Raw genomic sequence first — 14,650 nt, forward strand, 5'->3', positions numbered from 1 at the left:
TACCGTAGCAAAATAAGGAGGGACTCTGCATTGAGTAGACGAAGAGGAGTCATGTCAAATCAATTTAAAGAAGAGCTTGCAAAAGAGCTTGGCTTTTATGATGTTGTTCAGAAAGAAGGATGGGGCGGAATTCGTGCGAAAGATGCTGGTAATATGGTGAAACGTGCTATAGAAATTGCAGAACAGCAATTAATGAAGCAAAACCAGTAGTTGTAAGATACTTTCTATGCTGCGGTAGCCGAGGAGAGATTCCTCGGCTTTTTGCACGCTAAAAGGTGCCATCATTTTACATAAGTAGTTTCATTCTGAATGCTTTTCGTTATAATTAGGGAAGTTTCATCGTCTTACTATAAATTTATGGTAAAATAAACGATAAAAGATTGAGTACATAGAGTGGGTGAATAGATTGAAGCTACTAGTGAAAGCACCAGCAAAGATTAATCTGTCGTTAGATGTACTGGGAAAAAGACAAGATGGATATCATGAAGTGAAAATGATTATGACAACAATCGACTTAGCAGATCGTTTAGAGCTAATGGAATTAGCAGAAGACCGTATTGAAATTTTGTCCCATAATCGGTATGTCCCAGACGACCAACGCAACTTAGCTTATCAAGCAGCGAAATTATTAAAAGAGAAGTTTAATGTGAAAAAAGGTGTATCTATTACTATTGAAAAAACGATTCCAGTAGCAGCTGGATTAGCAGGTGGAAGTAGTGATGCAGCAGCGACATTACGCGGCCTTAATAAGTTATGGGATTTAGGGCTTACAATTAAGGAATTAGCAGAGCTTGGCGCAGAAATTGGATCAGATGTATCGTTCTGTGTATATGGCGGAACTGCAATTGCCACTGGAAGAGGAGAAAAAATTGAACATATAAAGACTCCACCTTCTTGTTGGGTTATTTTAGCAAAGCCCCACATCGGTGTATCTACTGCTGATGTGTATGGAAATTTAAAATTAAATCGTGTTACACATCCAAATGTAGATAAAATGGTTGAAGTTATTAATGACGGGGACTATAAAGGAATTTGTGATACTGTTGGCAACATTTTAGAAGATGTGACGTTTGTGATGCATCCTGAGGTTGCACGTATTAAGGCGCAGATGAAACGATTCGGTGCGGATGCCGTATTAATGAGTGGAAGTGGCCCAACTGTATTTGGTCTTGTACACCATGATTCGCGAATGCATCGTATATATAACGGTTTAAAAGGATTTTGCGAACAAGTATATGCAGTTCGTTTATTAGGAGAGCGAGAAACGCTTGAATAAAGACGTATAATACGTTATGATTTGTTTAGAATATTCGTGATTTGAGGTGAGAGTATGAAAATTAGACGAAGTACAAGATTGGTCGATCTGACTTATTACTTGCTACAAAATCCTCGTCAGCTAGTTTCCCTCACTTTTTTTGCTGAAAGGTATCAATCGGCTAAATCTTCCATTAGTGAAGATCTAGTTATTATTAAGCAAACGTTTGAACAACAAGGGGTCGGCACATTGCAAACGATACCAGGAGCAGCAGGAGGAGTGAAATATATTCCCTATATAAGTGAAGAAGAGGCGAATCTGATTATTAATGAGCTTTGTAGCTTATTTGAAAAACCAGACCGTATTTTGCCTGGCGGTTACTTATATATGACGGATCTTTTAAGTAATCCTCGCCAAATTAATGGTGCAGGTCGTTTATTTGCTTCTGTTTTTGCTAGGCAACCAATTGATGCGGTTATGACGGTAGCGACAAAAGGAATTCCGCTTGCTTATGCAGTAGCGAACTACTTAGATGTACCGGTAGTAATTGCGAGAAAAGATAATAAGGTAACAGAAGGACCCACTGTTAGTATTAACTATGTATCAGGTTCCTCTAAGCGAATCCAAACGATGACTTTAGCAAAGCGTAGCCTTCCAGAAGGATCCAATGTTTTAATTATTGATGACTTTATGAAAGCTGGCGGAACTATTCAAGGCATGATGAGCATGCTAGAAGAGTTTAAAGCTAATGTTGTTGGAATTGGCGTATTAGTAGAGTCTACGGATATTGAAGAAAGACTTATTAATAACTTTGTATCATTAATTCGTCTGTCAGAAGTTGATGTGAAAGAAAAAGCGATTCAAGTGGAAAAGGGAAATTATTCACTTGCACCATTTGATAAAGGGCTTGTAGAGGCTGAGTAAAAAGGTAAAGCAGATAGCTTTACCTTTTTTTATTCCTATTTATAAATTACAAAATAGATGGACAAACTGCCTTTGGTACACTATTTTTAAAGAGTAAAAATAAATAATAAAAGGGTGAAAAGTATGAAAGTTGTTCAAACAAGCAAAGCACCACAGGCAATCGGACCATATTCACAAGGGATTATTGTAAATAATATGTTCTATAGTTCAGGACAAATTCCGTTAACGGCAAGTGGAGAACTTGTAACAGGAGATGTAACAGTACAAACAGAGCAAGTATTTGAAAATTTACAAGCGGTATTAGCAGAAGCAGGTGCTTCATTTGATACAGTGGTAAAAACAACAGTATTCTTAAAGGATATGGATGATTTTAATTCTGTTAATGAAGTATACGGTTCTTATTTCTCTACTCATAAACCAGCGCGTTCTTGTGTACAAGTAGCAAAATTACCGAAAGATGTTTCTGTTGAAATCGAAGTAATTGCCCTAGTTAAGTAACTCTTTGTAAGCGATAACCTCTACTAATCCTTATATTCAACTAACTTAAAAATTTTTATCTTAAAAATTTTTAAAAAATTAAAGGGAAAATAGAAATTTTGTGGAATTTATACAAATATATCGCTTATTTAGAAAAGGGTGGTGAACACAAGATGGAAGTGACTGACGTAAGATTACGCCGCGTAAACACAGAAGGCCGCATGAGAGCAATTGCCTCTATTACTCTAGACCATGAATTTGTTGTTCATGATATTCGTGTAATTGATGGTAATAATGGATTATTTGTAGCAATGCCAAGTAAACGTACTCCAGATGGAGAATTCCGTGACATTGCACATCCAATTAATTCTAATACACGCTCTAAAATTCAAGATGCGGTTTTAACAGAGTATCATCGTTTAGGCGAGTTAGAAGAGGTTGAGTTTGAAGAAGCAGGCGCTTCGTAAAATTCGAATGAAAAGGGCTTTTGAAAGAAAGTCTTATAATTTTGTAGCAAACTCCTGTAAGCATTTACAGGAGTTTGTTTTTTTTTTTGAATAATACACGTTTCTAATTATAAAAATTCATATTTTGAAAAAATAAAGATGAAAAACTTCTAATTTTTTCAAAATCATTTAAAATAGTATAGCTTATTCCTTAAAAAAGATACTAAAGAGTAAAACATCTTATAAGAATTATGGTAAAATTTAATAGTTATAATGTGTTTCTTGAAATATATGATGATTTAGGATAATATCGTTAATGGATAAATAGGTTGCGATGGAGGGTCTATATGTCAAACAGATTTGCAGTGATTCTAGCTGCAGGTAAAGGCACACGTATGAAGTCCAAGCTATACAAAGTGCTGCATCCTGTATGTGGAAAACCAATGGTACAACATGTAGTCAATGAAGTATCTCAATTAGGATTGCAGAAACTTGTAACAGTCGTTGGACATGGTGCTGAAAAGGTACAAGAACAGCTAGGAAATGTAAGTGAGTTTGCATTACAAGCAGAACAACTTGGTACAGCTCATGCTGTCGATCAAGCTGCAAGTGTACTTGCAAATGAAGAAGGAACAACTTTAGTTATTTGTGGTGATACACCTCTAATAACTGCTGAAACGATGGAAGCATTGCTTCAGCAACACGAAGAAGCGGGAGCAATGGCGACGGTACTAACAGCGTACATAGAAGAGCCTGCTGGATATGGCCGTATCGTTCGTAATGAGAATGGTCATGTTGAAAAGATTGTTGAGCATAAGGATGCAAATGAAAAAGAATTAGCTATTAAAGAAATCAATACAGGTACGTATTGTTTTGATAATAAAGCTTTATTTGCTTCACTTTCTAAAGTTTCAAATGATAATGTACAGGGCGAATATTACCTTCCGGACGTTATTGAAATTTTAAAAAATGAGGGTCATATTGTATCAGCTTATCAAACAGAGCACTTCGATGAAACGTTAGGTGTTAACGACAGAGTCGCTCTATCGCAAGCGGAAATTATTATGAAAAATCGTATCAACCGAAAGAACATGGTAAATGGTGTTACAATTATTGATCCAAGTAACACATACATTTCTGCGGATGCAATTATTGGTAGTGATACAGTTCTTCACCCAGGAACGGTTATTGAGGGTAACACTGTAATTGGTTCTGATTGTGAAATTGGACCGCATACAGTAATTCGCGATAGTGAAATTGGAGATCGTACGGTAATTCGTCAATCTACTGTACATGACAGCAAACTTGGTACAGAAGTATCGGTTGGTCCATTTGCACATATTCGCCCAGATTCAGTTATTGGAGATGAAGTGCGCGTTGGAAACTTCGTAGAAATCAAAAAAACTGTTTTTGGTAATAGAAGTAAAGCTTCACACTTAAGTTATATCGGGGATGCACAAGTTGGAGAAGACGTGAATCTTGGTTGTGGTTCAATTACGGTGAACTACGACGGCAAGAATAAATTTAAAACTGTAATTGGTAACGGGGTATTTATTGGATGTAATTCAAACCTTGTTGCTCCTGTAACAGTTGAAGATGGTGCTTATGTGGCAGCAGGCTCTACAATAACAGAGAATGTTCCATCAAAAGCATTATCAGTAGCACGTGCACGTCAAGTTAACAAAGAAGACTATGTTGATCAATTGCTGAATAAGAAAAAATCATAATGTGGAGGGTTAATCTAGATGTCGACTCAATATCTAAATTCTAATTTGAAAGTATTCTCTTTAAACTCTAATAAGGAACTTGCTGAGCAAATCGCAAAGCATATTGGAGTAGGACTAGGAAAATGTTCTGTTGATCGTTTTAGTGATGGAGAAGTTCAAATTAACATTGAAGAAAGTATCCGTGGTTGCGATGTATTCATTATTCAATCTACAAGCTTCCCAGTAAACGAACATATCATGGAATTACTTATTATGATTGATGCATTGAAACGTGCATCTGCAAAAACAATTAATATTGTTATTCCTTACTATGGTTATGCGCGTCAAGACCGTAAAGCGCGTTCTCGTGAACCAATTACATCGAAACTTGTAGCAAACTTGCTTGAAACAGCAGGTGCAACTCGTGTAATCACTCTAGATTTACATGCTCCACAAATTCAAGGATTCTTTGATATCCCGATTGACCACTTAATGGGTGTACCGATTCTTTCAGATTACTTTGAAGCAAAAGGCCTTAAAGATATCGTAATCGTATCTCCTGATCACGGTGGTGTAACGCGTGCTAGAAAAATGGCGGATCGCCTAAAAGCGCCAATCGCTATTATTGATAAGCGTCGTCCTCGTCCGAATGTATCGGAGGTAATGAACATTATCGGTAACATTGAAGGCAAAACAGCAATTTTAATTGATGACATCATTGATACAGCTGGTACAATTACATTAGCGGCAAACGCTCTTGTTGAGAACGGTGCTTCTGAAGTATATGCTTGCTGTACACACCCAGTATTATCTGGCCCAGCAATTGAGCGTATTCAAAATTCGAATATTAAAGAGTTAGTTGTCACGAACTCTATTGTATTACCAGAAGAGAAGAAAATTGATAAAGTACATGAACTTTCAGTTGCTCCATTAATCGGAGAAGCAATCATTCGTGTATACGAAGAAGAATCTGTAAGTGTATTATTCAATTAATTGGATAGAATGAGACGTAACCAAGCTTGGTTACGTCTTTTCGTATCGAAAAAAGAAAGTAGTGGTACAAGAATGAAATTAATAGTAGGACTTGGGAACCCAGGTAGAGAATATGAATTAACAAGGCATAATATTGGATTTATGGCGATCGATGAACTTGCAAAGCGTTGGAGTATTTCTTTGAATGAACAAAAGTTTAAAGGAGTATTTGGCGCTGGCTTTGTTAATGGGGAAAAAGTAATCTTACTAAAGCCGCTTACATATATGAATTTATCTGGGGAAAGTATCCGTCCGCTCATGGATTATTATAAAATTGATGTTGAGGACTTCATTGTTATGTACGATGATTTAGATATTCCTGTAGGTAAGTTACGCCTTCGCATGAAAGGTAGTGCGGGTGGACATAATGGTGTGAAATCAACAATTTCACATTTAGGAACACAAGAATTTCAACGTATCCGTATGGGAATCGATCGTCCGAAAAATGGGATGAAAGTAGTGGATTACGTATTAGGACGTTTTACATCTGAAGAAATATCTGGCGTTAATCAATCCATTGAAAATGCAGCAGATGCATGTGAGGAATGGTTAAATAAACCTTTTCTCCAAATCATGAATACTTTTAATAGTTAAGCGCACAATCTGGAATATTTTATTTTGTTTTATCCCATACTAGTAGCAATTGGATATTTAGGAGGCTAGTATGGAAGGTTATTATTACTGTAGACATTGCGGAAGTAATGTGGGCTCCATTATCGCAGAAAAAGTATATAGCGACGTTTTGTTTCAACTAACAGAGCAAGAAGTAGTGGATATGATTCATTTTCATGAGAATGGAAATATATATATAAAAACGATTTGTGAATCGTGTCAAGAAACGCTCGCATCTTATCCTGAGTATTATGAATATGAAAAATTTCTGCAATAAAATGTTGTCGCTTTGGCATGTCCAAAGCATTTTTCTGTTTTCTTTTTCCAAAATATTTGCATAAAATATAGTAACTTGCTCTTTATGTTGAGAGGAGTTTTGAAAATGATAGGTTTATTAGAGCAATTTTATAAAAATGAAGAAATACAATCGGTTATTAATGGGCTAGAAGATGGGTTGAAAGAACAACTTGTATCGGGTATGGCAACATCCTCTCGTTCATTATTAATGGCAGCTTTATATAAAAAAACAAAGCAATCACAACTTATTGTGACGCACAATTTATACCAAGCACAAAAAGTACATGAAGATTTAGTGGCGTTACTTGGTGAAAAAGATGTTTGGCTATATCCGGTAAATGAATTGATAGCATCGGAAGTTGGTGTTGCAAGTCCAGAATTGAAGGCGCAGCGTATTGAAGTGTTAAATCGCTTAGCGGCGGGAGAGAATGGGATTATTGTAGCGCCAGTTGCAGGGCTGCGTAGGTTTTTACCAATAAAAGAATTATGGAAGCAAAGGCAAATTGAAATCAATCTAGGGCAAGAGATTGATTTAGATGCGCTCTTGCATACCTTACATCATATTGGCTACGAGCGTAAGTCGATGGTAGAAGCTCCAGGAGAGTTTAGTTTGCGCGGGGGAATATTAGATATTTACCCATTAACTGAAGAATTACCATTTCGTATTGAATTCTTTGATACACAGGTTGATTCTATTCGATTATTTGATGTGGAAGAACAGCGCTCTCAAGATAAAAGGGAAAGTGTTCGGTTTGGTCCGGCAACAGAGTTTTTATTTTCACAGGAAGAATTGAAATCGGGAATTAAGCATCTTGAAGAAGGTTTGACTAAGACGATGCAAAAGCTTTCCGATGATAAATTAAAGACTGCTGTACTTGAGACGGTTAGTCATGAAATTGAAATGTTGAAAAACGGACAAAGTATAGAACAAATGTTTAAATATTTATCTATTTTCTATAAAGAACCTGCTAGTCTGATAGATTATTTACCAGAAAACGGTGTTGTAATTTTAGATGAGATTTCCCGTATTCAAGAAACAGCATCACATCTTGAAACCGAAGAAGCGGAATGGTATATCTCACTTCTTGGCGAAGGAACAATTATTCAGGATTTATCTTTCTCCCACTCATTTGAGGAATTTCTTCATAATAAAAAAAGAAGTTTTGTATATTTAACGTTATTCTTACGCCATATAGCACACACACATCCTCAAAACATTGTGAATGTGACATGTAAAACGATGCAAGATTTCCACGGACAGATGCAGTTGTTAAAAACTGAAATTGATAGATGGAATGAAGGGCATTTTACGACCGTTGTGCTTGGAACAGATGAGGAACGCGTAAAAAAACTACAACATATTTTAAGTGATTATGATATTGATGCAGACATTGTAGAGGCCACAGATGTCTTATTGCCTGGAAGGTTACAAATTGCTGTAGGTGATTTACATGCAGGCTTTGAAATGCCGATGCAAAAGTTTGTTGTCATTACTGAAAAAGAGCTTTTTCATAAGAAGGTTAAAAAATCACAACGTAAGCAAAAGTTATCTAACGCTGAACGTATTAAAAGTTATTCGGAATTAAAAGTTGGAGACCATGTAGTTCATGTAAATCATGGTATAGGTAAATTTTTAGGTATTGAGACATTAGAGATTAATGGTGTTCATAAAGATTATTTAAATATTAAATATCAAGGTAATGATAAGTTATACGTTCCAATTGAACAAATTGATCAAGTGCAAAAATACGTAGGGTCTGAAGGTAAGGATCCAAAAGTTTATAAATTAGGCGGAAATGATTGGAAGAAGGTCAAAACGAAAGTTGAAAAATCTGTACAAGACATTGCAGATGACCTAATTAAATTATATGCCGAGCGTGAAGCTTCGAAAGGTTATGCATATACACCAGATACGGCAGAACAACAGGAATTTGAATCCTCTTTCCCATATCAAGAGACAGAGGATCAATTACGTTCTATTGAAGAGATTAAGAAAGATATGGAACGCGGACGTCCGATGGATAGGCTTCTTTGTGGCGACGTAGGATATGGAAAGACTGAAGTAGCTATTCGTGCGGCATTTAAAGCAATTATGGATGAAAAACAAGTTGCGATTTTAGTACCGACAACAATCCTTGCACAACAACACTATGAAACAATTCGAGAGCGTTTTCAAGATTACCCGATTAATATAGGGTTACTAAGTAGATTCCGCACACGAAAACAACAAAATGAAACGATTAAAGGTTTAAAAGATGGAATGGTGGATATTGTAATCGGAACACATCGTATTTTATCTAAAGATGTTACGTATAAAGATTTAGGACTTCTTATTATTGATGAAGAACAAAGATTCGGTGTTACACATAAAGAAAAAATTAAACAATTGAAAGCAAATGTTGACGTGTTAACATTAACGGCAACTCCGATTCCACGTACACTTCATATGTCTATGCTTGGTGTGCGCGATTTATCTGTTATTGAGACACCACCAGAGAATCGTTTCCCAGTACAAACATATGTAGTAGAGTATAATCCAGCGTTAATGCGAGAAGCAATAGAGCGAGAGTTGGCAAGAGGCGGTCAAATTTACTTCCTATATAACCGTGTGGAGGATATTGAAAGAAAAGCAGATGAAATTTCGATGTTAGTTCCAGATGCTCGTGTAACATACGCGCATGGGAAAATGAATGAAGGTGAATTAGAGTCTGTTATGCTATCGTTTTTAGAAGGGCAGCATGATGTTCTTGTAAGTACAACAATTATCGAGACGGGTGTAGATATTCCGAATGTAAATACATTAATTGTATTTGATGCAGATCGTATGGGATTATCGCAGTTGTATCAGCTTCGTGGGCGTGTTGGACGTTCTAATCGCGTCGCGTATGCCTACTTTGCATACAAACGTGATAAAGTGTTATCGGAAGTTGCAGAGAGGCGTCTGCAGGCAATTAAAGAGTTTACAGAGCTTGGATCTGGTTTCAAAATTGCGATGAGAGACTTATCAATTCGTGGTGCGGGTAATTTGTTAGGGGCAGAACAACATGGATTTATTGATTCTGTCGGATTTGATCTATATTCTCAAATGTTAAAAGATGCAATTGAGCAACGTAGAGGGACAGATGGAGTTGAAAATACCGTTAATGTTGAAATTGATTTAGAAGTAGACGCATATTTACCGGATGCGTATATTTCAGATAGTAAACAAAAAATTATGATGTATAAACAATTTAGAGGTATTTCTGCAATTGAAGATATTGAAGAGTTGCAGGAAGAGATGATCGACAGATTTGGTGATTATCCACAAGAAGTTGGTTATTTATTACAAATTGCAAACATTAAAGTGTTGGCGATGAAAGAACAAATTGAGTTAATTAAGCAAAATAAGTTTGAAGTAACATTCCTGTTTTCTGAACAAGCGAGCCAAAATATAGATGGTGGAAAATTATTCATGCTAGGAAGTAGTTTTGGTCGTATGATCGGTCTTGGTATGGAGGGGTCACAATTGAAAATTGTGATGAAAACGAATGGATTAGAGACATCGAAATGGTTAACAATTGCTGAAAATTTATTAAAAGGCTTACCAGATGTAAAAAAAGAAGTAATAAATGCCTAATATAAGATAAAAAATACAATTCGACGTGCATAGAAGAACTAATGTGTAAAATACTATGTTTAATAGTTGGTGATTTTTACATGAACAGGTAAATTCACCACTTTGATCATCAGTAGAAAGTGAGGCAGCATAGAATGAAAGCAACTGGAATCGTACGTCGAATTGATGATTTAGGCAGGGTAGTAATCCCAAAGGAAATTCGTAGAACTTTACGTATTCGAGAAGGGGACCCACTAGAAATATTTGTTGATCGCGATGGAGAAGTCATTTTAAAGAAATATTCTCCGATTAGTGAACTAGGTAATTTTGCAAAAGAATATACGGAAGCTTTATATGATAGCTTAGGACATAATGTGCTTGTATGCGATCGTGATTCTATTATCGCAGTAGCAGGCGTATCTAAAAAAGAATACTTAAATAAAAGTGTTGGCGATTTAATTGAGAAGACAATGGAAGAGCGCAAGTCTGTAATTATGACAGATGAAAGTGAAATTTCAATTATTGATGGAGTAACAGAAAAAGTCAGCTCCTATACAATTGGCCCGATTGTTGCGAATGGGGATCCAATTGGGGCTGTTGTTATCTTCTCTAAAGAGGCTATTATAAGTGAAGTAGAGCATAAGTCAGTAAATACAGCTGCAAGCTTTTTAGCGAAACAAATGGAGCAGTAGTGAAGTGTAATTTCTATAAGTAGCAATCTTTCCTAATTATGATATTTCTATTTGAGAAATTAACTATTTGGAGATATAAGCATTGAATGAAGGTAGCGCTTTGCTACCTTTTTTCATTGAGTATTTTTGCTGTTGAAAGAAGTCAGTGAATGTAAGGAATATGAAGGAGAGACAGTTTTTCTTTGTGATATAATACGAGGGGTGAGAATAGAAAAAGGAGTTTTCTTGTATGGAAGCGAAGAAGTACCAAGCCTTTTGGCGTGGGGCTATTATATTAACAATCGCAAGTTTTGTTACAAAGGTATTAAGCGCTTTTTACCGTATTCCATATCAAAATATAGCGGGTGATGTTGGTTTTTATATTTACCAACAAATTTATCCATTTTATGGATTTTGTTTAATTTTAGCCACTTATGGGTTTCCCATTATTATTTCAAAAATGGTCGCAGAAAGATTAGAACGAGGAAAACAAAAAGAAGCAGAAGAAATTATTTGTGTATCTTTTTGGTTTTTATTAGGAATTGGATTTATAGGTTTTTTTACATTATTCTTTGGGGCCGAAACAATTGCATCGGCTATGGGCGATATACATTTAGATAAATTATTACGTGTTATTTCGTTTTCATTCCTACTAATGCCATTTTTATCTGTAGCGAGAGGATATTTTCAAGGATTCAATAATATGATGCCGACGGCTGTTTCACAAGTAATTGAACAAACAATTCGTGTTTCTATTATTGTATTTTTATCACTATTCCTTATTGCTCATGGATTTGATTTATATACAGTTGGTGCGGGTGCTATGCTAGGTTCAATTGCAGGCGGGCTTATTGGGATTATCGTACTTTTACTTTATATGCGTCATGATTTTCATGCTATTTTCTTTAAAAGTTGGAAGAGAATTGGAGGTAGAAAAAGGATTATTCGAATCCTTTTTTGGCAGGGATTAGCGATTTGTGTTAGTAATTTAGTCCTTATTTTTATACAAATGGCGGATTCTATTTCCTTTTATACCTTGCTTATTCGCGCGGGAGAGCAAGTTGAAAATGCAAAGGTACTAAAAGGTGTTTATGATAGAAGTATCCCGCTTATGCAATTAGGTACTGTTGTGACAACTTCTTTCTCATTGTCACTTATTCCTATTATTACAGCGGCGAAAGAAAGAGGAGATCTTTCATTTATTCAAGAAAAGGTAAAATTAGCAATGAAAATAACATTTGTTATTGGATTTGCAGCTGCTATTGGATTAACTTGTATTATTCAACCTACGAATATTATGTTGTTTGAAAATAGTGATGGATCAGATGTGTTATCGATTTTATCTTTATCTATTTTATTTAGTTCATTGTCAATTACAACTGCTTCTATTTTGCAAGGAGTGGGACAAACATTAAAACCAGCAATATTCGTTGTATTTGGAGGTTGTTTGAAGCTAGCTTTAAACTATATATTAATGCCGTATTTTGGTGTAAAGGGAGCTGCAATTGCAACTTTAGTTGCGCTTATTGTAATTGCCTTGCTAAATAGTGTGTTACTTATGCGAGCTGTATCGGAGCCGCTTATTGATAGGCGGAATATGTTAGGTGTGGCTATTAGTGGTATCGGTATGGGGTTTGTATTAATAATCTTTATGCGTATATTGCGAATGTCTGGATTAGTAATTGATACAGGACATAGAGGGATTGCGACGCTTGAAGCGCTGTTAGGTGTAGCTATCGGCGGATTAGCATATATGTTTTTAATTTTAAAATTACGTGTATTTACAAAAGAAGAATTAGGAACCGTTATGAAACAAGAGAAAAAAGAAGGTTCATTGAAGAAGAGTGGATAGAGGTGACTGGTTGTGAGTGGAATTATTACTATTTTAGGATTAGGTGCTGGTGAGTTAGATCAGTTAACGATGGGCGTATATCGAAAGATAAAAGAAGCGGACCATATGTTTGTTAGAACGAAGGAACACCCAGTTATAGAAGAATTGGAGCAAGAAGGTATAAAGTATACAGCCTTTGATAATGTATATGAGGCACATGATACATTTGAAATCGTATATGAAACAATCGCGAATACATTGCTAGAACAAGCGAAAGGTGCAGAAATTATTTATGCTGTTCCAGGTCATCCGCTTGTAGCAGAAAGAACAGTTCAGCTACTTTTGGAAAAAGGAGAAGTAGCAAATATTGAAGTGCGAATTGAAGGTGGACAAAGTTTCCTTGATCCGATGTTTGCAAGTCTAAAAATTGATCCGATTGAAGGGTTCCAATTAATTGATGCTACATCATTTGAAAGAGGACAATTAGAATTACGTCAACATTTAATCTTTTGCCAAGTGTATGATGCGTTCGTTGCTTCAGATGTGAAACTGATGTTAATGGAGATGTTGCCAGATGATTATGAAGTGTATATCGTAACAGCTGCAGGAACTTCATTTGAGCAAGTAAAAAAGGTACCGTTATACATGTTAGATCATGAAACGGAGTTAAATAATTTAACGAGTGTATATGTACCCCCGGTTAAGGAACGTGCGTCTTTGTATCAGCAGTTTGATGTGCTTAGAGCAATTATTGCGGAACTGCGTGGACCGAATGGTTGCCCGTGGGATAAAAAACAAACTCATCAATCTTTAAAGAAATACTTAATTGAAGAAGCATATGAAGTGCTAGAAGCAATTGATGAAGAGGATGATGATCATTTAGTAGAAGAACTGGGTGATATATTATTACAAGTTATGCTTCATGCTCAAATTGGAGAGGATGAAGGTTGGTTCTCTATAGATGATATTATTCGGACTTTAGCTGAGAAAATGGTTCGTCGTCATCCGCATGTGTTTGGGAATACGGATGTAAATAATGCTGATGAAGTGATTGCAAATTGGGAAGAAATTAAAAAACAAGAAAAGGGATTCGTGAAAGAATCTGTTTTAGAGGGTATTCCAAAAAGCTTGCCACAGCTAATGCGTGCTTATGAAATTCAGAAGAAAGCTGGAAAGGTTGGATTTGATTGGGTTGATGTGCAGCCGATGATAGAGAAGGCCTTAGAAGAATGGCAAGAATTCCAACAAGAAGTTGTAAACATGGATGAGAAAAAGATGCTAGGTGAATTTGGTGATTTACTATTTGCATTTGTTAATATAGCTCGTCATTATAAATTAGATCCAGAAGAAGCGTTACGTTCAACTAATGAGAAATTTATGGCTCGCTTTTTATACATGGAAGCAAAAGTAGCTGAAATGAATAAGGAAATGCAAGATTTATCATTAGAACAGTTAGATATTTTATGGGAAGAGGCAAAACAAACAGAGCGTTAATAGGGGGATTTGATATGCGTCTAGATAAATTTTTGAAAGTATCACGTTTAATTAAAAGAAGAACATTAGCAAAAGAAGTGTCTGACCAAGGAAGAATTTCGATTAATGGCCAAGTGGCAAAAGCGAGTTCAGATGTGAAGGTAGAGGATGAATTAACAATTCGTTTCGGGCAAAAAATAGTAACTGTGAAAGTAAATGAATTGAAAGAAACAACTAAAAAAGAAGATGCAGCAAACATGTATAGTCTCGTTCGTGAGGAAAAAGTGAAAGCGGAAGAAGGCTTGTTCTAAAATAGGTTAGCCCCTCATAC

Annotated in this window: 14 protein-coding genes; all 14 read left to right on the forward strand. The window is 35.9% G+C overall.

Annotated elements, in window-relative coordinates; genetic code table 11:
• Nucleotides 1-30: 30 nt before the first annotated feature.
• A complete protein-coding gene (gene sspF, locus NSQ47_RS20885) occupies nucleotides 31-210 on the forward strand; it encodes an acid-soluble spore protein SspF (protein ID WP_001985066.1) in 180 nt (59 codons plus the stop codon).
• Between the two features lie 196 nt (nucleotides 211-406).
• Nucleotides 407-1,276: a 4-(cytidine 5'-diphospho)-2-C-methyl-D-erythritol kinase gene (gene ispE / locus NSQ47_RS20890; RefSeq protein ID WP_131232837.1), complete on the forward strand. Its 870-nt coding sequence runs from the start codon at nucleotides 407-409 to the stop codon at nucleotides 1,274-1,276.
• A gap of 54 nt (nucleotides 1,277-1,330) precedes the next feature.
• Nucleotides 1,331-2,179 carry a pur operon repressor gene (gene purR / locus NSQ47_RS20895; RefSeq protein ID WP_002159635.1) on the forward strand — a complete coding sequence of 283 codons (849 nt, stop codon included), beginning with the start codon at nucleotides 1,331-1,333 and terminating at the stop codon, nucleotides 2,177-2,179.
• Nucleotides 2,180-2,302: 123 nt separating this feature from the next.
• A complete protein-coding gene (locus NSQ47_RS20900; RefSeq protein WP_341037943.1) occupies nucleotides 2,303-2,677 on the forward strand; it encodes a RidA family protein in 375 nt (124 codons plus the stop codon).
• A 152-nt stretch (nucleotides 2,678-2,829) separates the two neighbouring features.
• A complete protein-coding gene (spoVG, locus tag NSQ47_RS20905) occupies nucleotides 2,830-3,123 on the forward strand; it encodes a septation regulator SpoVG (protein ID WP_000454042.1) in 294 nt (97 codons plus the stop codon).
• Nucleotides 3,124-3,449: 326 nt separating this feature from the next.
• The gene (glmU, locus tag NSQ47_RS20910) at nucleotides 3,450-4,829 is read left to right on the forward strand and encodes a bifunctional UDP-N-acetylglucosamine diphosphorylase/glucosamine-1-phosphate N-acetyltransferase GlmU (RefSeq protein WP_002091584.1); all 1,380 of its coding nucleotides are present in this window, start codon (nucleotides 3,450-3,452) and stop codon (nucleotides 4,827-4,829) included.
• Nucleotides 4,830-4,847: 18 nt separating this feature from the next.
• Complete coding sequence (locus NSQ47_RS20915; RefSeq protein ID WP_002091580.1) at nucleotides 4,848-5,801, forward strand: ribose-phosphate diphosphokinase; 954 nt, start codon at nucleotides 4,848-4,850, stop codon at nucleotides 5,799-5,801.
• A 72-nt stretch (nucleotides 5,802-5,873) separates the two neighbouring features.
• Nucleotides 5,874-6,434: an aminoacyl-tRNA hydrolase gene (pth, locus tag NSQ47_RS20920; protein WP_002144538.1), complete on the forward strand. Its 561-nt coding sequence runs from the start codon at nucleotides 5,874-5,876 to the stop codon at nucleotides 6,432-6,434.
• A 70-nt stretch (nucleotides 6,435-6,504) separates the two neighbouring features.
• Nucleotides 6,505-6,729, forward strand: coding sequence for an anti-sigma-F factor Fin family protein (locus tag NSQ47_RS20925; RefSeq protein ID WP_002091576.1), 225 nt, complete (start codon nucleotides 6,505-6,507; stop codon nucleotides 6,727-6,729).
• Between the two features lie 105 nt (nucleotides 6,730-6,834).
• The gene (mfd, locus tag NSQ47_RS20930) at nucleotides 6,835-10,365 is read left to right on the forward strand and encodes a transcription-repair coupling factor (RefSeq protein WP_341037944.1); all 3,531 of its coding nucleotides are present in this window, start codon (nucleotides 6,835-6,837) and stop codon (nucleotides 10,363-10,365) included.
• 134 nt (nucleotides 10,366-10,499) lie between these two features.
• Nucleotides 10,500-11,036: a stage V sporulation protein T gene (spoVT, locus tag NSQ47_RS20935; RefSeq protein ID WP_000648312.1), complete on the forward strand. Its 537-nt coding sequence runs from the start codon at nucleotides 10,500-10,502 to the stop codon at nucleotides 11,034-11,036.
• A 229-nt stretch (nucleotides 11,037-11,265) separates the two neighbouring features.
• Nucleotides 11,266-12,867 carry a putative polysaccharide biosynthesis protein gene (locus NSQ47_RS20940; protein WP_341037945.1) on the forward strand — a complete coding sequence of 534 codons (1,602 nt, stop codon included), beginning with the start codon at nucleotides 11,266-11,268 and terminating at the stop codon, nucleotides 12,865-12,867.
• 12 nt (nucleotides 12,868-12,879) lie between these two features.
• On the forward strand, nucleotides 12,880-14,340 hold the full coding sequence (mazG, locus tag NSQ47_RS20945; RefSeq protein ID WP_204209993.1) for a nucleoside triphosphate pyrophosphohydrolase: 1,461 nt from the start codon (nucleotides 12,880-12,882) through the stop codon (nucleotides 14,338-14,340).
• A gap of 14 nt (nucleotides 14,341-14,354) precedes the next feature.
• Nucleotides 14,355-14,630: an RNA-binding S4 domain-containing protein gene (locus tag NSQ47_RS20950; RefSeq protein WP_002009677.1), complete on the forward strand. Its 276-nt coding sequence runs from the start codon at nucleotides 14,355-14,357 to the stop codon at nucleotides 14,628-14,630.
• Nucleotides 14,631-14,650: the final 20 nt, after the last annotated feature.

This window comes from Bacillus sp. FSL R10-2780 (assembly GCF_038006125.1).
In the GTDB taxonomy this organism is placed as follows: Bacteria; Bacillota; Bacilli; order Bacillales; family Bacillaceae_G; genus Bacillus_A; species Bacillus_A cereus_U.

Coding starts and splice junctions, on each gene's coding strand:
- purR (WP_002159635.1), top strand. CDS start 1,331: ATGAAAATTAGACGAAGTACAAGATTGGTCGATCTGACTTATTACTTG.
- NSQ47_RS20900 (WP_341037943.1), top strand. CDS start 2,303: ATGAAAGTTGTTCAAACAAGCAAAGCACCACAGGCAATCGGACCATAT.
- spoVG (WP_000454042.1), top strand. CDS start 2,830: ATGGAAGTGACTGACGTAAGATTACGCCGCGTAAACACAGAAGGCCGC.
- glmU (WP_002091584.1), top strand. CDS start 3,450: ATGTCAAACAGATTTGCAGTGATTCTAGCTGCAGGTAAAGGCACACGT.
- NSQ47_RS20915 (WP_002091580.1), top strand. CDS start 4,848: ATGTCGACTCAATATCTAAATTCTAATTTGAAAGTATTCTCTTTAAAC.
- pth (WP_002144538.1), top strand. CDS start 5,874: ATGAAATTAATAGTAGGACTTGGGAACCCAGGTAGAGAATATGAATTA.
- NSQ47_RS20925 (WP_002091576.1), top strand. CDS start 6,505: ATGGAAGGTTATTATTACTGTAGACATTGCGGAAGTAATGTGGGCTCC.
- mfd (WP_341037944.1), top strand. CDS start 6,835: ATGATAGGTTTATTAGAGCAATTTTATAAAAATGAAGAAATACAATCG.
- spoVT (WP_000648312.1), top strand. CDS start 10,500: ATGAAAGCAACTGGAATCGTACGTCGAATTGATGATTTAGGCAGGGTA.
- NSQ47_RS20940 (WP_341037945.1), top strand. CDS start 11,266: ATGGAAGCGAAGAAGTACCAAGCCTTTTGGCGTGGGGCTATTATATTA.
- NSQ47_RS20950 (WP_002009677.1), top strand. CDS start 14,355: ATGCGTCTAGATAAATTTTTGAAAGTATCACGTTTAATTAAAAGAAGA.